The organism is Aquabacterium sp. (assembly GCF_035476535.1).
Lineage (GTDB): Bacteria > Pseudomonadota > Gammaproteobacteria > Burkholderiales > Burkholderiaceae_C > Pseudaquabacterium.
In genome coordinates, this window is the sequence record NZ_DATILJ010000108.1 from 1 (window position 1) to 25,780 (window position 25,780).

21 protein-coding genes are annotated in these 25,780 nt (G+C 68.2%); 6 read left to right on the forward strand and 15 right to left on the reverse strand.

Going from position 1 to position 25,780, the window contains the following annotated elements:
* The 3 genes from VLK61_RS10790 to VLK61_RS10800 all read right to left on the reverse strand — a co-directional run.
* Window positions 1-1,904: efflux RND transporter permease subunit (locus tag VLK61_RS10790; protein ID WP_325420987.1), on the reverse strand; the 1,904-nt coding region annotated here is incomplete at its 3' end.
* A 24-nt stretch (window positions 1,905-1,928) separates the two neighbouring features.
* Window positions 1,929-3,179: an efflux RND transporter periplasmic adaptor subunit gene (locus VLK61_RS10795; protein WP_325420989.1), complete on the reverse strand. Its 1,251-nt coding sequence runs from the start codon at window positions 3,177-3,179 to the stop codon at window positions 1,929-1,931.
* A gap of 103 nt (window positions 3,180-3,282) precedes the next feature.
* Window positions 3,283-4,167 (reverse strand): alpha/beta hydrolase, encoded by an 885-nt coding sequence (locus VLK61_RS10800; protein WP_414636802.1) that lies wholly within the window; start codon window positions 4,165-4,167, stop codon window positions 3,283-3,285.
* A 189-nt stretch (window positions 4,168-4,356) separates the two neighbouring features.
* Between VLK61_RS10800 and VLK61_RS10805 the strand changes: the two genes are divergently transcribed.
* Window positions 4,357-5,418: a LysR substrate-binding domain-containing protein gene (locus VLK61_RS10805; protein ID WP_325420991.1), complete on the forward strand. Its 1,062-nt coding sequence runs from the start codon at window positions 4,357-4,359 to the stop codon at window positions 5,416-5,418.
* Here the strand turns inward: VLK61_RS10805 and VLK61_RS10810 are convergent.
* From VLK61_RS10810 to VLK61_RS10820, 3 genes are all read right to left on the reverse strand, one after another.
* Window positions 5,318-6,211 carry a DMT family transporter gene (locus VLK61_RS10810; protein ID WP_325420992.1) on the reverse strand — a complete coding sequence of 298 codons (894 nt, stop codon included), beginning with the start codon at window positions 6,209-6,211 and terminating at the stop codon, window positions 5,318-5,320. The two genes, VLK61_RS10805 and VLK61_RS10810, sit on opposite strands and share 101 nt — an antisense overlap.
* Window positions 6,204-7,034, reverse strand: a complete 831-nt coding sequence (locus VLK61_RS10815) for a DUF2182 domain-containing protein (protein WP_325420993.1) — start codon at window positions 7,032-7,034, stop codon at window positions 6,204-6,206. Before VLK61_RS10815 ends, VLK61_RS10810 begins: the two co-directional genes overlap by 8 nt.
* A gap of 70 nt (window positions 7,035-7,104) precedes the next feature.
* Window positions 7,105-7,707, reverse strand: coding sequence for a DUF1326 domain-containing protein (locus VLK61_RS10820; RefSeq protein WP_325421046.1), 603 nt, complete (start codon window positions 7,705-7,707; stop codon window positions 7,105-7,107).
* Between the two features lie 397 nt (window positions 7,708-8,104).
* Here VLK61_RS10820 and VLK61_RS10825 point away from each other — a divergent pair, with 397 nt between their 5' ends.
* Together VLK61_RS10825 and VLK61_RS10830 are read left to right on the forward strand one after the other, a co-directional pair.
* Entirely contained in the window at window positions 8,105-9,220 is a 1,116-nt protein-coding gene (locus VLK61_RS10825) for a glycerophosphodiester phosphodiesterase family protein (RefSeq protein ID WP_325420995.1), read from the forward strand.
* 138 nt (window positions 9,221-9,358) lie between these two features.
* Complete coding sequence (locus tag VLK61_RS10830) at window positions 9,359-9,658, forward strand: antibiotic biosynthesis monooxygenase family protein (RefSeq protein WP_325420997.1); 300 nt, start codon at window positions 9,359-9,361, stop codon at window positions 9,656-9,658.
* A gap of 44 nt (window positions 9,659-9,702) precedes the next feature.
* Here the strand turns inward: VLK61_RS10830 and VLK61_RS10835 are convergent, their stop codons facing one another.
* The 9 genes from VLK61_RS10835 to VLK61_RS10875 all read right to left on the reverse strand — a co-directional run bounded on the left by VLK61_RS10835 (window position 9,703) and on the right by VLK61_RS10875 (window position 21,037).
* Complete coding sequence (locus VLK61_RS10835; protein WP_325420999.1) at window positions 9,703-10,842, reverse strand: CMD domain-containing protein; 1,140 nt, start codon at window positions 10,840-10,842, stop codon at window positions 9,703-9,705.
* Between the two features lie 8 nt (window positions 10,843-10,850).
* Window positions 10,851-12,422, reverse strand: coding sequence for an ABC transporter substrate-binding protein (locus VLK61_RS10840; protein WP_325421000.1), 1,572 nt, complete (start codon window positions 12,420-12,422; stop codon window positions 10,851-10,853).
* Window positions 12,423-12,492: 70 nt separating this feature from the next.
* Window positions 12,493-13,509, reverse strand: a complete 1,017-nt coding sequence (locus VLK61_RS10845; protein WP_325421001.1) for an ABC transporter ATP-binding protein — start codon at window positions 13,507-13,509, stop codon at window positions 12,493-12,495.
* Window positions 13,506-14,519, reverse strand: coding sequence for an ABC transporter ATP-binding protein (locus VLK61_RS10850; protein WP_325421003.1), 1,014 nt, complete (start codon window positions 14,517-14,519; stop codon window positions 13,506-13,508). The genes VLK61_RS10845 and VLK61_RS10850 overlap by 4 nt, the downstream gene beginning before the upstream one ends.
* Window positions 14,516-15,415: an ABC transporter permease gene (locus tag VLK61_RS10855; RefSeq protein WP_325421005.1), complete on the reverse strand. Its 900-nt coding sequence runs from the start codon at window positions 15,413-15,415 to the stop codon at window positions 14,516-14,518. The genes VLK61_RS10850 and VLK61_RS10855 overlap by 4 nt, the downstream gene beginning before the upstream one ends.
* Window positions 15,412-16,386, reverse strand: coding sequence for an ABC transporter permease (locus VLK61_RS10860; protein WP_325421007.1), 975 nt, complete (start codon window positions 16,384-16,386; stop codon window positions 15,412-15,414). Before VLK61_RS10860 ends, VLK61_RS10855 begins: the two co-directional genes overlap by 4 nt.
* The gene (locus VLK61_RS10865) at window positions 16,383-17,930 is read right to left on the reverse strand and encodes an NAD(P)/FAD-dependent oxidoreductase (RefSeq protein WP_325421009.1); all 1,548 of its coding nucleotides are present in this window, start codon (window positions 17,928-17,930) and stop codon (window positions 16,383-16,385) included. The genes VLK61_RS10860 and VLK61_RS10865 overlap by 4 nt, the downstream gene beginning before the upstream one ends.
* Window positions 17,927-18,934, reverse strand: coding sequence for a LysR family transcriptional regulator (locus VLK61_RS10870; RefSeq protein ID WP_325421011.1), 1,008 nt, complete (start codon window positions 18,932-18,934; stop codon window positions 17,927-17,929). Before VLK61_RS10870 ends, VLK61_RS10865 begins: the two co-directional genes overlap by 4 nt.
* A gap of 237 nt (window positions 18,935-19,171) precedes the next feature.
* On the reverse strand, window positions 19,172-21,037 hold the full coding sequence (locus tag VLK61_RS10875) for a DUF3616 domain-containing protein (RefSeq protein WP_325421013.1): 1,866 nt from the start codon (window positions 21,035-21,037) through the stop codon (window positions 19,172-19,174).
* Between the two features lie 348 nt (window positions 21,038-21,385).
* On the opposite strand from VLK61_RS10875, the gene VLK61_RS10880 reads away from it, so the two are divergent.
* The 3 genes from VLK61_RS10880 (at window position 21,386) to VLK61_RS10890 (ending at window position 25,694) form a co-directional block, all read left to right on the forward strand.
* A complete protein-coding gene (locus VLK61_RS10880; RefSeq protein WP_325421015.1) occupies window positions 21,386-22,213 on the forward strand; it encodes a ChaN family lipoprotein in 828 nt (275 codons plus the stop codon).
* 87 nt (window positions 22,214-22,300) lie between these two features.
* Complete coding sequence (locus VLK61_RS10885) at window positions 22,301-24,670, forward strand: TonB-dependent siderophore receptor (protein WP_325421017.1); 2,370 nt, start codon at window positions 22,301-22,303, stop codon at window positions 24,668-24,670.
* Window positions 24,671-24,905: 235 nt separating this feature from the next.
* Window positions 24,906-25,694: a pentapeptide repeat-containing protein gene (locus VLK61_RS10890; RefSeq protein WP_325421019.1), complete on the forward strand. Its 789-nt coding sequence runs from the start codon at window positions 24,906-24,908 to the stop codon at window positions 25,692-25,694.
* Window positions 25,695-25,780 lie beyond the last annotated feature (86 nt).

A 25,780-nucleotide genomic window follows, 5' to 3' on the forward strand; every position in this document is an offset into this window, starting at 1 on the left:
ACGATGCCGGAGTTGGAGCTGTTGGTGAAGCCGTTGATCGACAGGCCGGGGAAGCTCACCGCGTGCTCGACGCCGGGGTGCTTCAGCGCAACGTCACCCATGCGGCGGATCACGTCTTCGGTGCGGTCCAGCGTGGCGCCGTCAGGCAATTGCGCGAAGCCGATCAGGTACTGCTTGTCCTGGGCCGGCACGAAGCCGCTGGGCACGGCTTTGAACAGGCCGCCGCCCAGTACGAGCAGCGCAACGTAGACACCCATCATCACCGCCTTGCGCGAAACCACCCGCGTCACGCCGCCGCTATAGCCCGCCGCACCACGCTTGAACGTGCGGTTGAACCAGCCGAAGAAGCGTCCGAACAGCGCGTCCATGCCCCGCGTCAGCGCATCCTTGGGCGCACCGCGGCGTTGCAGCAGCAGCGCGGCCAGCGCTGGCGACAAGGTCAGCGAGTTGATCGCCGAGATCACCGTCGAGATCGCGATGGTCAGCGCGAACTGGCGGTAGAACTGCCCCGTCAGGCCGCTGATGAAGGCCAGCGGCACGAACACCGCCACCAGCACCAGCGCGATGGCGATGATGGGCCCGGACACCTCACGCATCGCGCGGTAGGTGGCTTCACGCGGCGTCAAGCCGGCTTCGATGTTGCGCTCGACGTTCTCGACCACCACGATCGCGTCGTCGACGACGATGCCGATGGCCAGCACCAGGCCGAACAGGCTCAGCGCGTTGATGGAGAAGCCGAACAAATGCATCACCGCGAAGGTGCCGATCACCGAGACCGGCACTGCCAGCAAGGGGATGATCGACGCGCGCCAGGTCTGCAGGAAGACGATGACCACCAGCACCACCAGCGCAATGGCTTCCAGCAGCGTGTGGATCACCGATTCGATCGAAGCGCGCACGAACTGCGTCGGGTCGTAGACGATCTCGTAGTCCACGCCTTCGGGCATGTACTGCTTGAGTTCGGCCATCGTGGCGCGCACCTGGTTCGAGATCTCGATCGCATTCGACCCCGGCGCCTGGAAGATCGGCACGGCCACCGCCGACTTGTTGTCCAGCAGCGAGCGCAGCGCGTACTCCGACGCACCGAGTTCGATGCGGCCGAGTTCGCGCAGCCGCGTCACCTCGCCGCCGGCGCCGGTTTTGACGATGATGTCGCCGAATTCTTCGACGGTCTTCAAGCGCCCTTGCGCGTTGATCGACATCTGCAGGTCGACACCCGGCAGCCCCGGCGACGCGCCGACCACACCGGCGGCGGCCTGCACGTTCTGCTCGCGGATCGCACGCACGATGTCGCTGGCCGACAGGCCGCGCTCGGCCACCTTGGCCGGATCCAGCCACACGCGCATCGAATAGTCGCCCGAGCCGAACAGTTGCACCTGGCCCACGCCCTGCACCCGCGCCAGCCGGTCCTTGACGTTGAGCAGCGCGTAGTTGCGCAGGTAGGTCATGTCGTAGCGGCCGTTCGGGGACAACAAGTGCACGACCATCGTCAGGTCGGGCGCACTCTTGACCGTGGTGATGCCCAAGCGCCGCACTTCTTCCGGCAGGCGCGCCTGGGCCTGTGCCACGCGGTTCTGCACCAGTTGCTGCGCCTTGTCCGGATCGGTGCCGAGCTTGAAGGTGACGGTCAAGGTCATCAGGCCGTCGGTGGTGGCCTGGCTGCCCATGTAGAGCATGTCCTCGACGCCGTTGATCGACTCCTCCAGCGGCATGGCCACGGTCTCGGCAATCACCTTGGGATTCGCGCCGGGATACTGCGCGCGCACCACCACCGAGGGCGGCACGACCTCGGGGTATTCCGACACCGGCAGTGCACGCAAGGCGATCAAGCCGGCGATCAGCATCAGCAGCGACAGCACGCCGGCGAAGATCGGCCGGTCGATGAAGAAGCGTGACAGGTTCATGGTGTTCTCCCTCGACTCGGTAGATCAGGACTTCTTGGCCGGCGCGTCGTTACGCGCCTGGACTTCGGGCTTGGCGTCCATCGCCACCAGCTTGGGCTCGACCAGCGCGCCCGGCCGGATGCGCTGCAGGCCGCCGACGACGATGCGCTCATTCGCCTTCAAGCCCTCGGTGACGATGCGCAGGCCTTCGACGTTGGCGCCCAGCTTCACCTCGCGGTACTCGGCGTGGTTGTCGGGCCCGACCACCATCACGAACTTCTTGCTCTGGTCGGTGCCGACCGCACGCTCGTTGACCAGCAAGGCCTGACCGTTCTTCGCCTGGCCCATGCGCAGGCGTGCGAACTGGCCCGGCATCAGGCTGCCGTCGGCGTTGTCAAACACCGCGCGCACGCGCACCGTGCCACTCTTCGCATCGACCTGGTTGTCGACCAGCTGCAGGTGGCCGTTCAGCGGCGTGCCCTCGCTGGCCGTCGTGCCCATCTGCACCTGGATGCGCTCGATCTGCGCGCGGGCGGACGCACCGCCCTTGTCCATCGTCTTCAACTCCTTCAACGCGGCGGCGACGACCTGCTCATCGGCATCGAAGCTGGCATAGATCGGGCTCACCGACAGCAGCGTGGTCAGCACCGGGGCACCGGGACCGGCGGCGACCAGGTTGCCGGCCGTCACCTCGATGCGGCCGACACGCCCGGCCACCGGCGCGCGCAGCTGTGTGTACGACAGGTTCAGCCTGGCCGATTGCAATGCGGCCTGCGCGGCACGCAGGTTGGCATCGGCCTCGCGCTGGGCATTCAGGCGTTCGTCGAGTTCGCGCTGTGCAATCGCGCGTTCGTCCCACAGCCGCTGCGCGCGCTCGAATTCGCTTTTCGCATAGCCGACACGCGCTTGTGCCGCGGCGACCTGGGCCTCGGCCCGATCGACATCCGCCGCGAAAGGTGCGGGGTCGATGGTGATCAGCAGATCGCCTTTTTGCACCAGTGCGCCTTCGCGGAAATGCAAGGACTGCACGGCGCCGGAGACGCGCGAGCGCACGTCCACACGCTCCACCGCTTCGAGCCGGCCGGAGAACTCGTGCCACGAGGCCACGTCGCTGGCAGCGACCGTGGCCACCGAGACGGGTGTGGCCTGCGCGACCGGCGCGGCCGGTGTGGACTCGGCATTGCTGCTGGACCAACCGAACAGGCCGGCACTGACGGCGGCGATGGCAGTCACTGCGGTGAAGGCGAGACCGGCCGTGACGCGGGTGCCAGACGTGTTGAAGAGATTGCGTGCCATGGTGGACTCCAGGTTGTCGTGAACAGCAAAGCTCAGCCCGTGCGACGCGGCAATGCCGGTCGCATGTTTGCTGGCGGAATGAAGGTGAAGCCTGGGCTGAGGCTCAGGGCTCGGGCTGCGTTGCCAGGAAACGCTGCAGCCGCTCGCGCAGCGGCGATATCCACGCGGCGCCGCGGGATGCCGAGTCCATGAACGAACAAGGCCAGCCGGTGACCGCCGTCAGCAGCGCTTCGTCCACCGGCACGCCCGCGTCACGCAGGCGGCTGGCGAAGGCGCGTGTCTCGTCGCGCATCGGATCGTCCTCGGCCGTGACGAGCAAAGTACGCGGCAGCAACGACAGCCGCATTGCCCGGCCGGGTGCCGCATAGGGGTGCATCGCGTCGTCGGGGCGTTGCAGGTAGTCGTGCCAGCCGTCGGCCCAGCGGCAGCCCACCGGCCCGGCCTTGGCGCTGCGCAGCGAGGCGGTCGCCACGCAGGTGTCCAGCATCGGCGACAGCAGGATCTGGCCGGCCAGCAGTGGCCGTTGCAGGTCGCGCGACTTCAGGCCGATCGCGGCGGCCAGGTTGCCGCCGGCCTCTTCGCCGGCCAGGTAGACCGGCGCACCCGCGCCGGCCAGCCTGCCGCGATAGCGCCAGGCCCATGCGAGCGCGGCATGCCCGGCCTCGACCGCGGCGGGAAACGGATGGGCCGGCGCCAGCGGGTAGTCGACCGACATCACCACCGCGCCGGCCTCGGCCAGCAGGTGGCCGATCACGCTGCCGCTGTCCAGGTCGCCGCTGACGAAGGTGCCGGCATGAAAGTGCACCACCAGCGGCTGGGCCGAGCTCGCGGACATCTGCCGGTGGCCGTAGAAGCGCACCCGCAGCGCCGGTTTGCCGTCGAACGTGATCGTCTGGTCGACCGGCAGGTCGCCGCGGGTCGCTTGCCGGGCTTTTGCAACGGCCGCCGAGGCAGTCGAGGTGGCGGTGGAGGGGATGGTGGACGACATGGTGGGGTCCGGTTCTTCGTTGCCGCAACAAAGGTATTGCCGGCTTTTGCGATGGACTGAACGATAAGCCCGCCGAGGCCGCCAACAAATAGCCGCACGGCTCATGCTTTATTTCATCGCCCTCAATAATCGGCCGCCTCGGCGCAGGCGAAGCTTGCGCCCCCACCGCCCTGCCCCGGGAGAGATGCAATGGACAAGTTCACCGCGATGCAGGCCTTCATCCGTGTGGTCGAGGCCGGCAACTTCAGCAAGGCCGCGGACACGCTGGAGATGCCGAAGCCCACTGTGACGCGGCTGATCCAGTCGCTGGAATCGCAGTTGCAGACCAAGCTGTTGAACCGCACGACGCGGCGCGTCACCGTCACGCAGGACGGCGCCGCGTACTACGAACGCGCACTGCGGGTGCTGAACGACATCGAGGAGCTGGAGTCGGGCATGTCGCACGCCAAGGCCAACCCGCGCGGGCGGCTGCGCATCGACGTCAGCGCATCACTCGGGTGCCTGGTGCTGATTCCGGCGCTGCCCGATTTCCACGCCCGCTACCCCGACATCCAGATCGACCTCGGCGTCACCGACCGCCCGGTCGACCTGATCGGCGAAAACATCGACTGCGTGCTGCGCGCCGGCGTGATCAGCGACCAGTCGCTGGTCGCCCGGCGCGTGGCCGAGGTGTACTACATCAACGCCGCGTCACCCGACTACCTGAAGCGGCATGGCCGACCGCAGCACCCGAACGACCTGGAGCGCGGCAACGGCCATCGCGTGGTGGGTTACTTCTCGGCACGCACCGGCCGCATGACGACGATGGACTACGTCAAGGGCGATGAGCGCTTGGAGATCGACGGCCACACGCTGGTGGCGGTGAACGACTCGAACGCCTATGTCGCCGCCGCCGTGGCCGGCATGGGCGTGCTGCAGGCACCCAGCTTCATGCTGCAGGAACACCTGAACCGGGGCGAGCTGGAGATCGTGCTGGCCGACTGGTGCTCCGACCCGATTCCGCTGCACGTGGTGTACCCGCCGAACCGGCACCTGAGCGCGAAGCTGCGTGTCTTCGTCGACTGGGTGGCCGAGCTTTTTGCGAAGCATGACCTGTTGCAGCGCTGCAGCAGCCTGCCCGCTGAGCACGCGAGGATTCCCGGCGCCGGATTCACGAGGGACGCCGCGGGCGCGCGCTCTGCGACTTGGTCGCCAGCACCAGCGCAATCCCCCCCAGAATCGCCGCTGAGGCCACAAGCAAGCGCGGTGTGATCGCCTCCGACAGGAACACCACGCCGCCAAATGCGGCGATGGGCGGCACCGACAACTGCACGGTGGCAGCCCGCGTGGCGGAGAGCCCTCTCAGTGCGGCGTACCAGATGACATAGCCGATGCCGGACGTGACGGCACCGGAGGCAAGGGCCAGCGCGACCCCGGCCGCATCGGCATGCGCGCGGGTGGCGAGCAGCAGGCTCAGCACCAAGGCCAGCGGCGCGGCGCGCACGAAGTTGCCCGCCGTGGCGGCCAGCGGGTTGGCCACGCCCCGGCCGCGCAGGGAATACACGCCCCACGCCAAGCCGGCAATCCCCATCATGGCCGCCCCCAGGGGTGCCGGCGCGGCAAGACCCGGCGACACCAGATAGACCAGCCCGGCGACCGCCAGGGCCAGGCCGATCCAGGCGATGGGACTGAACATCTCCCCCGCACGCAAACCCACGCTGAACATCGTCACCTGAACCGCGCCGAACAGGATCAACGCGCCCGTGCCTGCGGACAAGCTGAGATAGGCGAAGGAGAAGAACGCGACATACGCGAACAACATGGCGGCCGCGAGCCAGTCTGTTTGACGGGACGCGGACGGATTCGGATCCGATCTGAGCCGCACGATGACGGCCAGCGTGACCGCGCCGGCCACCAGCCGGATGCTGGCAAAGCTGGCCGGATCGATGAACTCCTGTCGCAGCGCAAGCCGGCACAACAGCGAATTGGCCGCGAAGGCGAGCATCGCCGCTGCGGTGAGTGCCAGCGTCTGCAGGAGCGGCAGGCCCGCGCGCCCGTCAGGCATGGGTCGCCACCAGCACCGCTGCCCAGCCCAGCAGAGCAACACCCAGCGGCGCGCTGAGCCGACGGCCCCAGCGAACATTCTTTTCGATCGCCATCACCGCGGCCAGCAGCATCATCCAGCCGAGGCTGCCGGTGCCGACGGCGAACATCAACAACATCAGCGCCCAGCAGCAGCCGACGCAGAACAGGCCGTGGTGCGCACCGAGCGCGAACGCATGCCGCGCCTGTGCCGTGCCACGCCAGTGCTCGATGACGAAGCTCAAGGGCGTGCGGCACTTCTCCAGGCACCGGTGCTTGAGCTTGCTGAACTGGAAGGCCCCGGCCACGGCGATGGTGGCAGCGCCGATCAGCCAGCCATGCCAGGCCAGCGTGGGCATGCTGGCGAGCAGCGACAGCAGTGCGGCGTGAAGCGCATGGGCCAACAACCCGAAGGCGCCCCACACGCTCACGTAGCCGAGGCCGAGCAGGGCGAGCAGCTGTCCGTGGTCGGCGCGCCGGGCCGTCAAGCGATCGAAGGCATTGAACAAGGGCAAGGTGGTCGGCAGCATCATGGCCGCCGTCATCAGGATCCACGCCGCGCCGTACAGCAGCGCGGGCACGAGCACATTGCCGCCGGGAATGACGCTGCACAGAAACGCCGCCGGCCCCGACGCCGTCCAGTCACCATGCTCGAGGTAGCGCCCGTAGGGGCTGCGCACCCACGCCCACAGCGCCAGCCACGCCAGCGCCACCAGCGCGATCAGCACCACCAGGAACACGCGACGATGGCGCGAGCCACCGGCCGGTGGCGGGCCTGCCGGCGCTGCGCCGCCCAGGGCGCTCACTGGAGCACCCTTGGCGCTGCGCGCCGTCCCGCCAAGCGGGGATGACCCCCTTCGGGCGGCCGAGCGGGGCTCATGCGTCGAAGACGAAGGTGCTCTGCAGGGCGTTGTGGTTCTTGATGTCGAGATCGATGCCGAGGGCCGCGTTCTTGGAGCGGTAGACCGGGGCCTTGCCGACAAACACCGGCGCCCCGGGCACGGTCGAGAACACGGTGTCGGACAGCGTGGTCAGGCCGCCCATCGCACCGCGATAGGGCTCGAGTTCGGCGTAGTAGTTGGTGCCGATCTCGAGAATGCCCTTGCCGTCGACCACGGTGAACTGGATCGGCGCCCGCTCCACCGACACCACCTGGCCGATGAGCGCGGCAAGATCGGCCACCGGGCCGCCCGCTTTGCCGGTATAAACCTTGAGCAGCGCCTCTTCCTGCGCTTTGGAAGCCTTGTCGTCGACGTAGATCGCGGCCGTCCAGTTGCCTTCCAGGATATTGCCGGGAACATGGGCCACCGCCGCGATGGTGTTGCCGCCGACATCGACGCCATCGACCGTGCCCTTGTCGACACGCCACGCGACGATGGTGTCGCAGGTGCCGTTGTCGGGATCTTCGCCGATCCAGCAGGGGCACAGGACATTGCAGTTGCACACCTCCAGCAGACGACCTTCCAGGTGATAGCTCATACGACCCTCCAAAGAAGCCACATGCACTTGGACTTGTCGCCGCAGTAGGGGCGGCAAGGCGAAATTCATCGTACGCCGCGGGCCGAGTCGAGTCCAGTTCCATGTCGGCCTCTGCCAGCGCCGCGCGCAGCGGCTGACGCTGGGCGGCGTCATCGCTGCGTCACGGCATCCCCCTAATGTCGTGGCTTTGTCGAGCCGCTGGGCCGATCATGGCGACATCGACACCACCCCTCGAGGAAACACCATGCGCCGAACGCTGTGCACGCTTGCCCTGGCCGCCATCACCAGCTCACTGCCCGGGCTGGCCCTGGCTGCTGCCGATAGCCATGCAAGCCAAGACAGGGCCGACAGGGCGAGCATCCAGCTCGGACCGCGCCCATTCTTCCTGGTGAACGACATGGCCGACAGCCCGCTCAAGCAGAAACTGCTCGCGTGCACCCATCGCGAATCATTCAAGCGCAGCCAGTTTTCGATCGGCCACCGCGGCGCAGCGCTGCAGTTTCCCGAGCACACCCGGCAGTCCTATGAAGCCGCGGCACGCATGGGTGCCGGCATCGTCGAATGCGATGTCACCTTTACCAAGGACAAGGAACTGGTCTGCCGGCACGCCCAGAACGACCTGCACACCACGACCAACATCCTGGTTACAGCCCTGGCCCAGAAGTGCATCAAGCCGTTCACGCCGGCCTCCTTCGACGCCAATGGCACGCGCTTGACGGCGGCGACCGCCGAATGCCGCACCAGCGAGATCACGCTGGCCGAGTTCAAGACCTTGCGCGGCAAGATGGACGCCGCCAATCCGAATGCGCGCAGCGTGGCCGAGTACCTGGGCGGCACCGCCAACTTCCGCACCGACCTCTATTCGGGTCCGAGCAGCGGAACCCTGTTGACGCACAAGGAAAGCATCGAGCTCTTCAAACAGCTGGGCGTGAAGATGACCCCCGAGCTGAAGAGCCCGAGCGTGGTGATGCCCTTCGATGGCTTCACGCAGCAGGCCTACGCGCAGAAGATGATCGACGAGTACAAGCAGGCCGGCGTGCCGGCCGACAAAGTCTGGCCGCAGTCCTTCGACAAGAACGACGTGCTGTACTGGGTGCAGAACGAACCGGCCTTCGGCCGCCAGGCGGTCTACCTGGACGATGCCAACACCGTGGCTGACTTGCCCAACGCGGCCGAACTCGCCAGCTACCGCGCGCAAGGCATTCGCATCGTTGCGCCGCCGATCTTTGCCCTGCTGAGCGCCGACGCGAACGGCAACATCCTGCCTTCGCAGTACGCCGCCGATGCCAAGAAGGCCGGCCTGGACATCATCACCTGGTCGCTGGAGCGCTCCGGTATCCTGGCCGACGGCGCCAACGGCTTCTACTACCAGACCTTCGACACCGCGATCCAGCGGGAAGGCGACATGATGCGGGTGCTGGATGTGCTGGCCAAGGACGTCGGCATCCTGGGCATTTTTTCCGATTGGCCCGCGACAGTGACGTTCTATGCCAATTGCATGGGACTGAAGTAGCTGGAATCACACGGGACGGCCATGACGAAGTGGCCGCATCCAGTTGCCATGGCCGATGTTTGGGTGTAAGAAGGGCCTGGCCTGGGGAGTTCATCCATGGGCGGCGACCTGGCGTCGTCGCCAAGCGAAGGAGATGACATGAACGCGTTCAACATCGTGCGCTTTCGGGTCAAACCCGGACGCCAAGAGGCATTCATCGAAGCCCACCGTCGTGCAGACCCCAATTTCAAGGGCTTCTTGCGCGGCACGCTGGTCAAGACCGGCGATCAAAGCTTCTGCATGGTGGGCGAGTGGGACTCGTTCGACAGCATCGTTGCGGCGCGGCCGCAGATGATCGGCCTGCTCGACGGCTTCCGTGATGAGCTCGAAGACCTCGGCAATGGCCTGGGCGTCACGGATCCTGTTTCCGGGACCGTGGTGCTGGATCTGAAGCCCTGAGGAGTCGAGGGTCGAAGCCGGCCGCCTGACACGAGCCTGGATGCTCATGCCGGAAAGACCGGCTCCCCCAGGTTCAGCATCAGGCGGTTGGCCCAGGCAAAGATGGCCACCGCATGCACGAGGTCCAGCACCTCCAGCGCTGCCAGGCCGGCAGCGCGCGCGGCCTGCAGCTGCGCGGGACCAAAGTCCGCCGGCGCGCGTGTCAGCTCGATCGCCAGTTGCACCACGGCGCGTTCGCGGGCGGTGGTGCCGGCGCCTTGCGGCTCGGCGAACAGCTGCGCGATGACGTCGTTGCGCTTGGTGAGTTGCTCGAAGCGCTGGGCGTGCACCGACGCGCAGTAGACGCAGCCGTTGACGCGTGAGACCGCCGCGCTGGCCAGTTCGCGCTCGGCGCGCGAGAGCCCGCCCGGCGCGTACATGATGGCGTTGAAGACCAGCGATCGCTCATGCAGGATGCGCGGCTGGTGAACCAGCACGCGGTAGTAATCGGAGGTCTTGGCCTTGGGGTGGCTGCTCTCCAGCACGGCCAGTTGTTCCGGCGTGGCCCAGGCCAGGTCCACCACCGGCAGCCAGGCTGTCCAGCCCAGGGTTTCGTTGGTGTAGCCGTTCACGCGCATCGGCTCGCCGGGCTGCGGCAGGTTGGCGGGATGGACGAAGGGTGATGTTGCCTCGTCGGGCGGTGCTTGCCCGGGCTGGGCACCGGCGGGGTCGATCGCCGTCATCTCCGCCATGGCCTGCAAACCGGCGACCACGCGCACCTGGTAGGCGACGAAGGCGATCAATTGGGCCAGCGTGATGACTTCGGGGGTGCTGAGGCCGGCCGCCGGCAGCTTCAACAGCGCGGCGCGGTCGCCCTGCACCGGATGCTCAGTCAGGACTTCGGTGAAGGTGAGCATGGCTTGCTGGCGCTCGCCAGCGGGCGCCGGTTCAGGCAGGCCGTCGCTGCGGTCGCGGTAATGGGCCTCCAGTGCTGCGCTGCCCGACAGTCGCGCGACGGTCTGCGCGGCCAGCAGGCGTTCGGCCAAGGACAGCCCCGGCAGGGCCGGGTCGAAGATCGCGTCATAACTGCCTTGCGTAGCGGCCACGACTTTCTCGCGCTGATGGCGCACGGCATGCAGCGGGCTGGCGGCGTGCAGCGGCACGAGGGCGTCGACGAGATCGACTTCAGAGGCGGGCGTGGACATGGTTGACCTCACTTGCCGACAGTCGTCACCTGCATCGCGGTCGTGCGGTCGCTCAACAGCGGCACGACCTTCAGGCCCTTCTTCGCGGCCCAGATGTTCTGGTAGTGGAACAGCGGGATGTGGCCGACGTCGTCGGTCACCAGCTTGACGGCGTGGCGGAACATCGCTTCGCGGCGGCGCGCGTCGAACTCCACCGTCGCTGCGTCCAGCGCCTTGTCGACCGACTCGTTGCTGTAGCGGCCCCAGTTGTTGGCGCCGCGGCCGCGCTTGGGGTCGTTGGTGGCCAGCGTCTGCAGCAGGCCGTAGCCGGCCTCGCCGGTGCCGTTGCCCCAGGCGATGACGCTGACGGCGTACTCGTTCTTCGTCGCGCGGGCGGAGTACACCGACCAGGGCACGACTTCGACCTGGGTCTTGACGCCGATGCGGGTCCAGAACTGGGCCACCGCCTGCACCGTTTCCGGCGCCTGCGGATAGCGGTCGCCGGGCACATGGATGCTGAGCTGGAAGCCTTGCGGAAAGCCCGCTTCGGCCAGCAGCTTCTTCGCCTGGTCGGGGTTGGTCGTGATGTCCTTGACCTCGGGGTTGAAGCCGAAGGTGCCCTTGGGCATCCACTGGTTGGCCTCGGCCACCGTGCCTTGCAGCACCCGGTCGGCGATGGCCTTGCGGTTGATCGCCATCGACAGTGCCTGGCGCACGCGCAAGTCCTGCAGCGGGTTTTGCGCCAGCGGCTTGCCGGCGTTGTCGATGATGAATTCATTCGGGCCTGGCCGGTGGCTGGGCTGCAGCAGCAGCACGCGCAAACCGGGGTAGGTGTAGACGCTGACCGAGGGTGTCTTCCGGAGCTTGTCGACATCGGTCACCGCGACCTTGTCGATCACGTCCACATCGCCGGCCAGCAGCGCCGCGGTGCGTGCCGCGCCGTTGTTGATGAAGCGGTAGGTGACCTTGTCCCACAGCGGCTTCGGTCCGTAGTACGTGCTGCTGCGTTCGAACACCGTGCGGTCGCCGGGGCTGTAGGAGACAAACTTGTACGGCCCCGTGCCGACCACCGCGCGGCCGGCGTTGTAGTCCTCGGTCCTGGCCTTCTCGCCGGCGTGCTTGCTGACGACGTAGATCGACGCGATGTCCAGCGGCAGCATCGGGTTCGGCGTGCTGGTCTTGACCACGACGGTGTGGGCGTCCTTCGCGGTGGTCGACTCCACCGTGCGCAGCGCCCCGGTGTACGAGGCCACCGTGCCCGGCACGTTGCGGGCGCGCTGGAACGAGAACACGATGTCCTCGGCGGTGACCGGCCTGCCGTCCTGCCATTTGATATCGCTGCGCAGCTTGAACTCCCAGGTGCGCTCGTCCAGCGCCTTCCAGCTGGCTGCCAGCGCGGGCTCGAGCTTGCCGCCGTCGCGCGAGTTGATGATCGAGTCCCAGAAGTGCAACGCCAGCGATCGGTCGCCGGCATGGTTGTTGAGCTGCGGATCGACCGACGAGACCGGGTCGGCGAAGCCGATCGACAAGGTCTGTGCGCTGGCGGCAGCGGCTGTGGCCAGCAGCATGGCGGCCAGAGTGGAAAGCCGGCGATGGTTCATGACGGTTCCTTCAAGTGAGACTAAACGGTGGGATCAAAGCGGGAGTCAGAGCGCGAAGACGAGCGCAGCATCACGCCGCGTCGTTCAGGTGACAGGCACTGGCGTGGTGGATGGCGATGCCGCGCAGCGTCGGCGCCTCGCTGCTGCAACGTGGCATGGCTTGCGGACAGCGCGGGTGGAAGTGGCAGCCCGAGGGTGGGCTGATGGGGCTCGGGATCTCGCCGCGGATGGTGTTGAAGGCCGTGCGCCGCTGGTCGATGCGCGGAATCTCGGCCAGCAGCGCGCGTGTGTAGGGGTGGTTCGGCCGCGCGAACAGTTCATCGACCGACGCACTTTCCACCACCCGGCCGAGGTACATCACGGCGACGCGGTCGCACAGGTGGCGGATCACGCCGAGGTCATGGCTGATGAAGAGGTAGGCCAGGCCGAGCTCGTCGCGCAGGTCCATGAACAGGTTCAGGATCTGCGCCTGGATCGACACGTCGAGCGCCGCCACCGCTTCGTCGCACACCAGCATCTTCGGCTGCACCGCCAATGCACGCGCAATGCCGATGCGCTGGCGCTGACCGCCGCTGAACTGGTGCGGGTAGCGGTGGCGCAGCGCCGGGTCGAGGCCCGCGCGTTGAAGTTGCGCGCTGACGTAGTCGTCCTCGCCGGCCGCATCGGTCAGGCCATGCAAGCGCGCTGCTTCGCCGACGATGCGCGAGACACGCAGCCGCGGGTTCAGGCTGGCGAACGGATCCTGGAACACCATCTGCACGCGCAGCCGGGCGGCGAGCCGCGCTGGCGCGTTCAGTTCGTGCAAGGGCAGGCCGTCGACCTGCACGCGGCCTTCGGTGGGGCTAAGCAGACCCGCGGCGATGCGGCCCAGCGTGGACTTGCCGCAGCCCGATTCACCGACCAGGCCGACGACCTCACCCGGGCGCACGGCCAGGTCGACGCCGTCGACGGCATGTGTGACCACCGGCGGCTGGGTCCAGCCCAGGCGCTGTAGTGCCCGGCCGACGGCGCCGGGTGGCTGCTGCGCGCCGAAGCGCTTGCTGACGCCTTGCAGGTCCACCAGCGGCAGCGGCACAGGCGCCTTCATGCCGACGTCTCGACAGCCACCGGCCCGGGGTGGAAGCAGCGCACGCGATGGCCGGGTGCACCGGCGCGTGGCGCGGCCATCTCGGGCATCACGGCGCAGGCCGCCGTGGCGCGCGCGCAGCGGGGCGCAAAGGCGCAGCCCGCGGGCATCTGCAGCAGGTTCGGCGCCATGCCGGGGATCTGGCGCAGCCGTGTGCCGCGACGCTGATGTTGCACGTTAGCGCTCGGCAGGCTGCCGATCAGCCCCTGCGTGTACGGGTGCTGCGGATCGTCCAGCACCTGGTCCACGGTGCCGTGCTCGACGATGCGGCCGGCGTACATCACCGCGATCTCGTCGGCCAGGCCGGCCACCACCGACAGGTCGTGGCTGATCCAGATCAGCGAGGTGCCGCGTGCGGCCACCAGCTTCTGCATCTCGGACAGGATCTGCGCCTGGATCGTGACGTCCAGCGCCGTGGTCGGTTCGTCGGCAATGATCAGGTCGGGCCCGTGCAGCAGCGCGATGGCGATCGCCACGCGCTGGCGCATGCCGCCGGAGAGCTGGTGCGGGTAGGCGCGCAGCCGCTCGTCCGGGTTGGACAGGCCCATCAGCGCCAGCGTGTCGGCGGCTTGCTGTCGAGCCATGGCCGTCGAGACGCTGCGATGGGCCCGCACGGTCTCGATCATCTGCGTGTCGATGCGCAGCACTGGGTTCAGCGTGGCCATCGGGTCCTGGAAGATCATCGCGATGCGGTCGCCGCGCAAAGCGCGCCGTTCGGCGTTCGACATCTGCAGCAGGTCGCGGCCCTGGAACAGCACCTGGCCGCCTTCGACCCGGCCCGGCGGGTCCACCAGGCCCATGATCGAGAAGCCGGTCACCGACTTGCCCGAGCCCGATTCGCCGACCAGCCCGAGCACCTTGCCGCGGCCGAGCGTGAACGACACGCGTTCGACCACCGGCAGCACGCCGCCGCGCGTGTGAAAGCGCGTCTGCAGGTCGCGCAGATCGAGCGTTAGGATTTCGCCGCTCACTTCTGCAACCTCGGGTTCAGCACGTCGCGCAACTGGTCGCCGACCAGGTTGATCGCGACGATGGTCGCCAGCAACGCCACGCCGGGAAAGAAGCTGATCCAGTATTCGTTGGACAGCAGGTACTGGTAGCCGTTGGAGATCAGCAGCCCCAGCGAGGGCTCGGTGATCGGCACGCCCAGCCCCAGGAACGACAGCGTGGCCTCCAGCGTGATGGCGCGGGCGATCTGCAGGGCGCCGATCACCAGCAGCGGCGGCAGGCAGTTCGGCAGGATGTGGCCGCTGAGGATGCGCCACGGCGGGATGCCCTGGCCGCGCGCGGCCTCGACGTAATCGCGGCGTGTTTCCACCAGCGCCTGGCCGCGTGCGGTGCGTGCGTAGTAGGCCCATTCCAGCAGCACCAGCGTCAGCACCACGTTGCCGACGCCCTTGCCGACATAGGCCAGGATCATCAGCGCCATCAGGATGGTCGGGAACGACAGCAGCAGGTCGACCAGCCGCATCAGCGCCGCATCCACCTTGCCGCCGGCGTAGGCCGCGAGCAGGCCAACGGCCGTGCCGAGCACCGCGGCGATGAGCGCCGAGCCGACGCCGACCAGCAGGCTGATGCGCAGGCCGTAGACGATGGCCGAATAGAGGTCGCGGCCCTGGCCATCAGTCCCCAGCCAGTAGGTGTAGCCGGCGGCGCTGCTGGGCGTGCCGGGTTTCAGGCGCGCGTCCAGCACATCCAGCTGCATCAGGTCGTAGGGGTTCTGCGGCGTGATCCAGGGCGCGGCGATGGCCGCCAGCGCCACCAGGGCCAGCAGCGCCAGCCCGGCCACCGCCACGCGCGACTGCAGGAAGTCGGCGGCCACGCGCCACCAGATCGAGTGTTCGTCGAAACCGCGGCGCCGGCTCATCGTGCACCCTCCAGCCGCACGCGCGGATCGAGCAGCTTGTAGAGCAGGTCCACCACCAGGTTCAGCGTGACGAAGATGACCACCACCACCATCAGGTAGGCCACCACCACCGGCCGGTCGAGGCTGTTGATGCTGTCCAGGATCAGCTTGCCGGCGCCGGGCCAGGCGAAGATCGTCTCGGTCACCACCGCGTAGGCGATCGTCGCGCCCAGCTCCAGGCCGAGCACGGTGACCAGCGGGATCAAGGTGTTGCGCAGCACATGCACCCCCACCACGCGCGCCGGCGACAGACCCTTGGCGCGCGCGAACTTGACGAAGTCCTGCGGCAGCACCTCGCGCACGCCGGCGCGCGTGAGCCGCAGCACCAGCGAGATCTTGAACAGCGCCAGGTTGAACGCCGGCAGGATCAGGTGCTGCAGGCCGTCGAGCGTCAGCCACGACCACTGCACGCCGAACAGCGCACGCGTCTCGCCGCGGCCGCTGGCCGGCAGCCAGCCGAGCTGCACGCTGAAGACCATGATGAACATCAGCGCGACCCAGAACGCCGGCAGCGAGAAGCCGACGATGCTGGCCGCCATCAAGCCCTTGGACAGCGGGTGATCGGGCTTCATGCCGGCAAACAGCCCGAGCGGCACACCGATGAGCACCGCCAGCAGCAGCGCACCGACGGCCAGCTCCATCGTCGCGGGCAGGCGGTGCAGGATCAGGCGGATCGCGTCTTCCTGGTAGACGAAGCTCTTGCCCAGCTGGCCATGCAGCGCGCCGTCGACGAAGGCCAGGTACTGGCGCCACAGCGGCTGGTCGAGCCCGAGGCGGCTGATGGCCTCCAGCCGTTCCTGCTGGTTCAGGTCTTCGCCGATCAGGATGTCCACCGGGTTGCCGATGGCATGCAGGCCGACGAAGACGATCACCGTCATCAGCAGCACGACCAGCGCCGCCTGCGCGATGCGGCGCAACAGCCAGCCGATCACGGCGTGCCCTCGATGTCGGCCTCGGCGGCCTCGCTGGTCTCGTAGGTCGGAAATTCCGCAGGCATCCACTCGTCGCCGATCAGCTCGGGCTCGTCGAAACGGTCCATCGCCGCGAAGTGCAGGGCAACGTCTTCGGCCAGCAGCTGCGCCGCCAGGCCACGCGCCAGCCGCTGCGCGCCGTCGCTGATCTGCGGAATGTCGCCGCTGGCCGCGCCGTGCGACAGCGCTGCGGGATAGCAGAAGCAGTGCACCCGCTCCAGGCCGGGGCAGGCGCCGGGCGCCTTCTGCTGGAACTCGTACAGCGGCCCGAGATCGGGCGAGGCGGCAAGCTCGGCATCGTCTTCGCCGGCGGGTGGCGTGAAGCGGTCCTGCCACAGCCGCACATGGGGCGCGAAAGGCGCGAACTCGGGGCGCAGCGACCAGTCGGTGCGAAAGCCGGTGCAGAAGATCAGCGCGTCAGCGGCCAGCGGCCCCTTGCTCGTGTCGACGCGCAAGGCGCCATCGGCGCGCTGCACGACCGAACGCACCGCAGCGCCGAGGTGGAAGAACGCGTTCGCATGGCGCGATACACGCAGCGTGCTGCCATGCGGCGGCGGCACCTGCTGCAGGTTGAGGTAGTGACGAAAGCGCCACTTCCATTCGTCGGGCAATGCCCAGAAGCCGTGCGCCATGCCGGGACTGCCGGCGCCCTTGCCCTTGTTGATGCGCGGCAGCTCGGGCCGGCGGATCAGCAGGTCGACCCGCGCGGCGCCACTTTCCAGCGCCGTCGCCGCCGCATCCATCGCCGACGAGCCGCCGCCGATGACGGCCACGCGCAGGCCGCGCAGCGAGGCGCCGTCCCACTCGTCGGATGAGTGGCGCCAACGTTCGCGCGGCAGGGCAAGCGCCCAGTCCGGCACCCAGGGGCCGCCCAGGCCGTCGCGGCCGGTGGCCAGCGCGACATGGCGGGCCAGCACTTGGTAGATCGCGCGGTGGGCCACGCCGTCGCGGGGGTCGTTCGACAGCCCATCCGACAGCCCGTCAGAGAGTTCGTCCGACACCTCCAGCTGCACCAGGCCGTCGGCGCGCGGCCGCACGGCCAGCACGCGCTGGCGGTTGCGCACGTCCAGATCCAGCACCTGGCGATACCAGCGCAAGTACTCGGCCCACTGCAGGCGCGGGATCTTGTCCATCGCGTCCCAGGCGGCCAACCCGAACTGCGCTTCGAACCAGGCGCGGAAGGTCAGCGCCGGCAAGCCCAGCGCCGGCCCGGTCAGCTCTTTCGGCGAGCGCAGCGTCTCCATGCGCGCCGTGGTGGCCCACGGGCCTTCGAAACCCGCCGGCGCGCGGTCGACGATGCGCGCCTGGATGCCCAGGTGGGTCAGCGAGGCCGCCAGCGCCAGGCCGGCCATGCCGCCACCGATGATGGCCACGTCGAGCACTTCCACACCGTCGTGACGGCCGTCAGTCCGCACCCAGCGCCGCGCCGGCAGACCCAGCCATTGCAGGTCCTGGCGCAGCCGCGCTTCGAGCGCCGGCAGGCCGGTGGGCGGGGTATCGGTCATCGGGCGGGTCTCCGCGAAACGGCGCGCTTGGCAGGAGGCTTGGCAGCGCGTTTGGCAGCGCCGTCGTCGAGCAGCAGCGCATGGTCGGCCAGCTCACGCTGCACGAAGCCGGGCAGCAACTGGGCGGCCTGCAGCAGCGCATCGGCCAGCGCCTGCACGGGGGCGGTCAGCGGCCGAGATGGCGGCGTGATGACGCCGAAGAAGAACGGGATGTCGGTGTCGATCGGTCGCACCACCAGGCCCTCCATCGGCGCGCCGTGCGCCGTCAGCGGTTCCAGCACGGCAACACCCAGCCCGGCGCGCACCAGGGCCTGCGCGCTGGTCGACGAATTGGTCTCGATCAGCGCGTCGCGGCGGTCCGGCGCACGACCGGCCCGGGCCAGTTCGGCATCGAGCCGGTGGCGCAGGCGGAACGGGTTGCTCATCGTGACGATGCGCCGCTGCGCCAGCGCTGCCAGCGGCACGGTGGTCTGCTCGGCCAGCGGGTCGCCGGCAGGCAGCACGGCCACGCAGGGCAGTTGTGCGATCCAGTGCACCTGCAGGCCGTGGTGCGCCAGCGGCAGGCTGCAAACCCCCAGTTGCACGGCACCGGTCAGCACCGCATGCAGCACCTGCTCGGGCGCGGCGGTGCGCAGCTGGATCGGCACCGGCCCGGTCTGCGCTTCCACGCGCCGCAAACCCTGCGGCAACAGGCCGACCGCCAGCGCCGAGGTCGCCGCCAGCAGCAGCGGCTGTGCATCGCCGCGCGCGATCTCCGCCGCGCGCAGGTGGATCTGGCGCAGGCCGGCCAAGGCGCGCTCGGCATCCTCGTGCAGCAGGAAGCCTTGTGCCGTCGGCGTGACCCGCGGGCCGTGGCGCGAGAAGAGCGGGTAGCCGATCTCCGCTTCCAGCTCCTGCACCAGGCGCGTGATGGCCGGCTGCGACCGCGCCAGCAAGCGCGCCGCACCGGTGATGCTTCCGGTGGACATCACGGCGGCGAAGGCTTCAAGTTGGCGCGGTTCCATGCTTCGATCATGCAGATGCCGAATCATCACGCATTTAGTATGCCAATTGCAAATACTAAGTGCGTCGCAACTTATGCGCCGATCGACTTTCGCTTTCGTGGACGGCCGCGGAACTGCCCTTCACCGGCTCGGCGGGCGGGATGCTTGCCGGCACACGAAAGCCGGCCTGCAACAGGGCACCGGCACAGCCTGGCGTGGGCGAGCCGGCCGCAGCGGCCAAGCGAGCCCGGAGCCGGCTCAGAGCCCGGCTGCGCAGCCCATCACACTCGCCCCGAAGTCCTGCAGCGAGCCGTATCCCTGTGCCTTCGCCCAGGCCTGCACGCGCTGAGCGATGTTGGTCCGAGCGTAGGGCCGCACTCTTTCGAACAACTTGCTTGCCGGCAGCACGGCGACGATCATCTCGCGCGTGCCGGTGTCGAGGGACAAGGCCTCCTGGTACGTGCTCGGCATGCGCGAGCCCGTCAGCAAAGCCATGTTCAGCGCGACCGAGCCTTCACCGATGCGCTTGCCGTCACCGCTGTCGCCGATCACGGCCGCAACGCTCGCGCCGGTCGCCGGGTTGATCGCCAGCACCAGGTCGCCCACCGATGCGCCCCATGCCTTCATCGGGTTGGTGGCGCCGCGCAGCGCCAGCGAAGGGATGAAGCGCTGATCGATCTGGTTCTTGACCATGCACTCGCCCGCGGCGTCGCCCGACAGCCCGTTCTGCTGCGAGGTGAGCGAGCCGAAGTAGCCCGCGTTGTCCTGCTTGAAGATGCACGGCTTGCCGTCCTTGGCCGCGATGACGTTTTGCCAGGTGATCCTGTAGCCGTCGGGCACCTTCCAGCCGGGGGACGCACGCCACCGGTCGAAAACTTCGATGCGCTGCGCCGTGGTCATCGATGCGCCGCTGGAGGCCTTGATGACGATGCCGTTGTCGAGGTGGTTCATGGCCAGGCGCTCGCCCTTGTAGTCTTCCGGGTGATAGGACGTCGGTGCGCCATCGGTGTTGACCGCCAGCGGCGCCTTGAATATCGCGACGTTCGCGCTGTTCGCCAGGCCGGCTGGACGGGTGAGGCGCACCGTCTCGCCGGCGAACGAGGCGGTCTTGTCGACGGTACAGGCGGCGACGGTGGCGGCGGTAAGCGGCAGCGGAATCACCTGCGATCGAAAGCTCTTTTTCTCGACCGGCACCTTTTTGTGCTTGCAGTCGCGGCCGTCCACTTGCTCATCGCCGTCGTCGCTGAGGATCACCAACTCGTTGGCGCCCTCGTCCACGAACAGCGCCTCCGCGCGCTGGCTGCCGGCGTCAGTGCCACGGACGAACATCGGCGACGGGTCGGCGACGCCGCTCCAGCGGAACAGCGCGAAGGCGGGCAGAACGGCGTTCGCATCGGCAGGCCCGTGCGGCCCGGCGGCCAACACGATCTCGTTCCCCACACGCTCCATGCTGCGGATGCCGCGGCCACCGAGGTCCAGCCGCACGAGATCGCCGAACACCGGTGCCGCGCCGCTGTCCACCACAGGCGCCGGGTTGAGCAGCGGCACCACCAGGGCCTTGCCGCCGGGCCGGGGGTTGCGCAGTCCGATGAGCAGCTTGCCGTCGGCGGTGGCAGCGAGTCCCTCGATGTTCAGACCCTTCTCGGTCTCGGGGCCGAGGCCGGCGGCTTCGGCCAGCGGGGCGAAGCGCGCATCCGCGAGCAAGGCCTTGAGCAGCGATTCGTACGGCATGCCCGCGGCCTGGACGGATGGCGCCTGCGCACCGGTGATCACGTCGGTGGCAAAGAACCGCTGCCGATGCGTGTCGACGCTGCCGTCCTTGCCCTTGCGCGCATGAGAGCTGATCCAGTAGATGCGGTTTCCGATCTGCGCTGCGCCTTCGATGTCAGCCTCGGCAGTTTCGCCATCGGCAGCACGGTTGCGCAGATGATCGGTGAGGTCCACCGCGTTCACCGGCATCGGCGTGCCGCGCTTGTAGATGCGCAGCACGTCGCTCTCGTCATCGGCCACCACGAAGTGGCCCCCACCCAGCCCCACGGCGGCCGAGGCGTCGCACAGGCCTCGATAGGCCACCTCGGCGAATGCGCCGCAACAGGCCATCGTCGCAATCGCTGCGGCCAGCAAACCCTTCCCTGAGATCGTCATGACTTCTCTCCCGTGGTGCGCATGTGATGCGTGGACAAACCGTGTCGATGCTGGGGCGTTCGGCTCGCGCCGGTGTCATCAACAAGGGGGACGTGACGCGCACGCCTTGCCGAGCGAAGGTCAAGGCCTGCTCGCGGGGCCAGGGCCGACGCAAGGTCCTCAGGCGTTGCTCCGATACTGGCGGGCTGCCGAAAGTCGATCGCAAGGCCCTGTCCTCCCATGCTGTCACGTGTCCGATCCTGCACGCTCCGCCTCGTGCTTGGCTACCTTGCCGTCGCCGCGGCGTCCTGCACGGCCCCGGCGCCGCGGCCACCCTGGGAGTCCCGTTTGACGGGCGATGCCATCGTGCTGCTCGGGGAGGTCCATGACAACGCCGCGCAACACCAGTTGCGGCTGGACCTGCTGAAAAAGGCCTTTGCCGCCGGGTGGCGGCCGGCCATCGCGATGGAGCAGTTCGACATCGAGCGCCAGGCCGACATCGAGCGCGCGCGCCGCGAGCGGCCGCGCGAGGCCCAGCACGTGATCGACTTGGCCACCGCGCCTGCCGGCGCGGCGCGCTCCGGCGGCGGCTGGAACTGGGCCTTCTACCGCCCCTACGTGGCCCTGGCGCTGGACTACGACGTGCCGCTGCTGGCGGCCAACCTGTCCAATGCCGACACCCGCCGCATCGTGCGTGAGGGGCTGGCCGCGCGCTTCGACGCCGGGCGGCTGACAGCGCTGGGGCTCGACCGTGCGATCGCTTCGGACTGGCAGCAGGCACAAGAGCGCGAGATCGACCGCGGGCACTGCGGCGCGCTGCCGTCGACGCTGTGGCCGCGCATGGCGCAGGCCCAGTTCGCGCGCGACGCCGTGATGGCTGAGCTCCTGCGGCAACATGCCAGGCAAGGCATCGTGCTGCTGGCGGGCAACGGCCACGTGCGGCGAGATGTCGGCGTGCCGCGTTGGCTTCGAAGCGAAACCTCGCGGCTGTTCGTGGTGGGCCTGCTGGAGCGAGACGACGTGCACACGCCCGCGGACGCCTTCGACGCCACGCTGCGCACCGAGCCGGCCGAGCGCCCCGACCCGTGCGCCCAGTTCAAGCCGCGAGCCATCGGCAGCTTGCAGGTACTGGCTGCACCGCTGGGTGGGTTGGGTGCTGGTCGGCCCCCACGCTGAGCATCGCGGCAGCGGCCCGCCGTGAGGGAACCGCGGCGGCCGTTCGTAGTGCAGGGAAGACGCCCTTCCACCCTCCCCCTGCAAGCCATGAACACACCGCACCTCCGTTTGGCCTCACCGCTGCATCGGCTTGCCGCCGCGGCTCTGCTGGCCATCGCCATGCAGGCTGCCCTCGCGCAGAGCCACGCCTTCACCCTCCCTGCCCAGCCGCTCGACCAAGCGCTGGCGCAGTTCGCCCGCCAGGCCAAGCTGCAACTGGCTGCATCGGCGGAGTTGCTGCGCGGTTTGCGCAGCCAGCCCGTCAGCGGCACGCTCGACGTCAAGGCTGCACTGGCCGAGTTGCTGCGAGGCAGCGGCCTGCAAGGACGCATCAACGACGGTCTGCTGACCATCGAACGCGGCGCGCCACGGACAGAAGCCGAAACCACCTTGCCGACCGTGCGTGTGAAAGCCAGCGCCGAACGGGAGAGCGCCACCGGGCCGGTGTCCGGCCACGTCGCCCGGCGCAGCGCGGCCGGCACCAAGACCGACACGCCGATCGCCGACACGCCGCAGTCGATCTCGGTGATCGGCGCGCAGGAGCTGGAGGACAAGGGCAGCACCACGCTGCCCGAGGCCCTGGCGCAAACGCCGGGCGTGGCAGTCAACATGTTCGGTTTCGATTCCCGGGCGCCCGACTGGGTGCTGCTGCGCGGCTTCGACGGCTGGTACACCAGCAGCTACCGCGACGGCCTGGTGCAAAACGTCGGCATCACCTTTCTCGGCGTGCAAACCGAGGTCTACGGGCTGGAACGCATCGAGGTCGTGCGTGGGCCTTCGTCGGTGCTGTTCGGCAAGGGCGACGCCGGCGGCGTCGTCAACCGCGTCAGCAAGACACCGCGTGCCGATGCGGTCAACGAGTTCGGCCTGCAGCTGGGCAGCCATGGCCGCAAACAGGTCATGGCCGACCTCGGCGGCGCACTGGACAGCGGCGGCCAGTGGCTGTGGCGCCTGGTCGGCCTGGGGCTGGACACCGGCACGCAGGAACGCTACCCCCACGGCGTGCGCATGGAACAGCAGCGCCAGTACCTCGCGCCCTCGCTGCGCTGGCAGCCCACGGCGCAGACCTCGCTCACGCTGCAGGCGGAAGTGCTGCGCGACGACGCATCCGACGACGTGCAGTACGTCACCGGCGCCGATGGTCAACCCACCCGGGTCAAGGAGGGCGACCCGAGCTTCAGCCGCATCCGGACCGAGTCGGACGCCGTGGGCTACCAGTTCGATCATCGGCTCGATGGTGCCTGGCGCCTGCAGCAGAAGCTGCGCTATGCCGAACGCCGCATGGACAAGCACCACATCCTGTCGTGGCTGGCAGACGCCACCACGCTGGAGCGGCAGGCTCGCCACGACGTGGAGTCGGTCAAGGAGCTGGCCGTCGACACCTCGGTGCAAGGCACGCTGCGCACCGGCGGCATCAAACACACCCTGCTGCTCGGGCTGGACTGGGACCGCAGCCGGGCGAGCTGGCAGCGCTGGCGCGACATGAGCTCCAGCCTGGACCTGAGCCGTCCCGTCTACGGCATCCCCATCGCCGAACCGAGCACGCAGGCCGCCGACACGCAGCAGGACAGCACACAGCTGGGCCTGTACGCGCAAGACCAGATCCAGCTCGGCGAGCCATGGCGATTGACGCTCGGCACCCGGCGCGATCGCGTCAAGTCCGTCAATGACGACCGCTTCTACGCGCAGCGAAGCGAGCAGACCGACAACGCGACCAGCAGCCGCGTCGGCGTCTCCTACGCCATTGGCAACGGCTGGGCGCCGTATGCCAGCTACGCCGAATCGTTCGTGCCCAACGTCGGCGTCGATGGCACGGGCCGCGCCTTCAAGGCGAGCCGGGGCCGGCAGGTGGAACTGGGCGCCAAGTACATGCCGGACAGCATGCCCGTCTCGTTCGCCGTCGCGGCTTTCAGTCTCGAAAAGGACAACGTCGTCAGCTACGACCCCTCGTCCTATGAACCGCGGCAGATCGGCAAGCTGCGCTCACGCGGACTCGAACTCGAGGCCAAGGCCGAGTTGTCGCGGCAACTGCGCATGACGGCTTCCTTCACTGCATTGGACATGAGCATCCTGTCCAGCGCCAATCCCGCCGAGGTGGGAAACATGCCGATCCTGACGCCGCGGCAAACCGGCTCGCTGTGGTTCGACTACCAGATGGGCGAAGGCGCGTTGCGTGGCCTGGGGGTGGGCGGCGGCGTGCGCTACGTCGGCAAACGCTGGAACGACGAGGCCAACACCTCGTCGGAGCCGGCCTATGCGCTGGTGGACACGGCCGTGCACTACGACACCGGCCGGTGGCGCGTCGCACTCCACATCACGAACCTGTTCGATCGACACTACTACGCCGGACGTGCTTATGGCAGCCACTTCGTCGGCGCGGAACGCAATGTCGTGCTGACGGCGAAGTACCGGTTCTGAGCACAACCGGCTGCAGGCGCGATTCACAGGCGCCGGAATGAGAACGACAACGCGTCGCGATACGAGCACCATCACAGCGCACTCGGGTTACCGCCATTTGAGGTGGCCACGACCACAATCGGGTGATCGGGTTGATCCGTCCACCCCCGCAGGGGCCGCTGAAGATATCACACCATATGAGCGGCACGCTGTGCCTGGTGACGGCGCTGGTGAAGCTGCTTGCCAAGGAACCACCATGACAGACCACCCATCGATCGCGAGAGGTGTTGCCACGGTGCTGACCGTCCTCGCTTGCATGAGCGGTGCAGCAGCCGAGTTGTCGGTCGACCAGGTCTCCGCGATCTTGAAAGGCACATCGGCCAACCGGCCGGCCGACTTCACTGGAAAGGACCTGTCCGATCTTGACCTGAGCGGACTCGACTTCCGACATGCCAAGTTGCAGGGTGTCAGCTTCTTTGGCAGCAAGCTGGTACGCACGGACTTTCGCGGCGCAAGCCTGGTCGGCGCCAATCTGAACGGTTCGTGGTTGATGGGCACCGACTTCACCGGCGCCGACCTGACGAGGGCGAGCTTGTTGTCCGTCGTGGTGCTGGGCGGCGAGGTCAAGAAGATGCCGATCTTCAAGAGCGCCAACATGACGGGCGTCAAGATGATTGCGGATCTGCCGGGCGCCGACCTTTCGGGCGCAGATTTCAGCCGAGCCATGGTCGGCGTCAACATCAAGAATCAGGGCATGGGCCAGATGCGCACGGACTTGTCCAACGCCAATCTTTCCGGTGCGACGCTGGTGGGGGCCGACTTCAACCGATCCCTGATGAGCTTCTGCGACCTGAGGGGCAGCAAGCTTCAGGGAGCCAACTTCTTCCGCGTCAAACTCGCTGGTGCCGACCTGTCCGGCGCGGACGTGACGGAGGCGGACTTCACCGAGGCTGATCTGACAGCAACCATCTTTCGAGGTGTGAAGGGGTTCGACAAGGCCAAGGGGCTGGACCGTGCCGAGAACGTCGACAAGATCGTTCGGTGATGGCCCGCGCAGTCGCTGAACTTGGGCGCCACCACAACGACCCTTTCGACCGGCTGCTGATGGCCCAGGCAGTGGGCATCATCACC

Excerpts from the sequence above, each read along its gene's own strand:
- VLK61_RS10845 (WP_325421001.1), bottom strand. The coding sequence starts at position 13,509 with ATGAAGGCGCCTGTGCCGCTGCCGCTGGTGGACCTGCAAGGCGTCAGC.
- VLK61_RS10820 (WP_325421046.1), bottom strand. The coding sequence starts at position 7,707 with ATGAGCTATCACCTGGAAGGTCGTCTGCTGGAGGTGTGCAACTGCAAT.
- VLK61_RS10800 (WP_414636802.1), bottom strand. The coding sequence starts at position 4,167 with ATGTCGTCCACCATCCCCTCCACCGCCACCTCGACTGCCTCGGCGGCC.
- VLK61_RS10830 (WP_325420997.1), top strand. The coding sequence starts at position 9,359 with ATGAACGCGTTCAACATCGTGCGCTTTCGGGTCAAACCCGGACGCCAA.
- VLK61_RS10795 (WP_325420989.1), bottom strand. The coding sequence starts at position 3,179 with ATGGCACGCAATCTCTTCAACACGTCTGGCACCCGCGTCACGGCCGGT.
- VLK61_RS10865 (WP_325421009.1), bottom strand. The coding sequence starts at position 17,930 with ATGACCGATACCCCGCCCACCGGCCTGCCGGCGCTCGAAGCGCGGCTG.
- VLK61_RS10840 (WP_325421000.1), bottom strand. The coding sequence starts at position 12,422 with ATGAACCATCGCCGGCTTTCCACTCTGGCCGCCATGCTGCTGGCCACA.
- VLK61_RS10885 (WP_325421017.1), top strand. The coding sequence starts at position 22,301 with ATGAACACACCGCACCTCCGTTTGGCCTCACCGCTGCATCGGCTTGCC.
- VLK61_RS10890 (WP_325421019.1), top strand. The coding sequence starts at position 24,906 with ATGACAGACCACCCATCGATCGCGAGAGGTGTTGCCACGGTGCTGACC.
- VLK61_RS10825 (WP_325420995.1), top strand. The coding sequence starts at position 8,105 with ATGGCCGACAGCCCGCTCAAGCAGAAACTGCTCGCGTGCACCCATCGC.
- VLK61_RS10810 (WP_325420992.1), bottom strand. The coding sequence starts at position 6,211 with ATGCCTGACGGGCGCGCGGGCCTGCCGCTCCTGCAGACGCTGGCACTC.
- VLK61_RS10870 (WP_325421011.1), bottom strand. The coding sequence starts at position 18,934 with ATGGAACCGCGCCAACTTGAAGCCTTCGCCGCCGTGATGTCCACCGGA.
- VLK61_RS10855 (WP_325421005.1), bottom strand. The coding sequence starts at position 15,415 with ATGAGCCGGCGCCGCGGTTTCGACGAACACTCGATCTGGTGGCGCGTG.
- VLK61_RS10835 (WP_325420999.1), bottom strand. The coding sequence starts at position 10,842 with ATGTCCACGCCCGCCTCTGAAGTCGATCTCGTCGACGCCCTCGTGCCG.
- VLK61_RS10805 (WP_325420991.1), top strand. The coding sequence starts at position 4,357 with ATGGACAAGTTCACCGCGATGCAGGCCTTCATCCGTGTGGTCGAGGCC.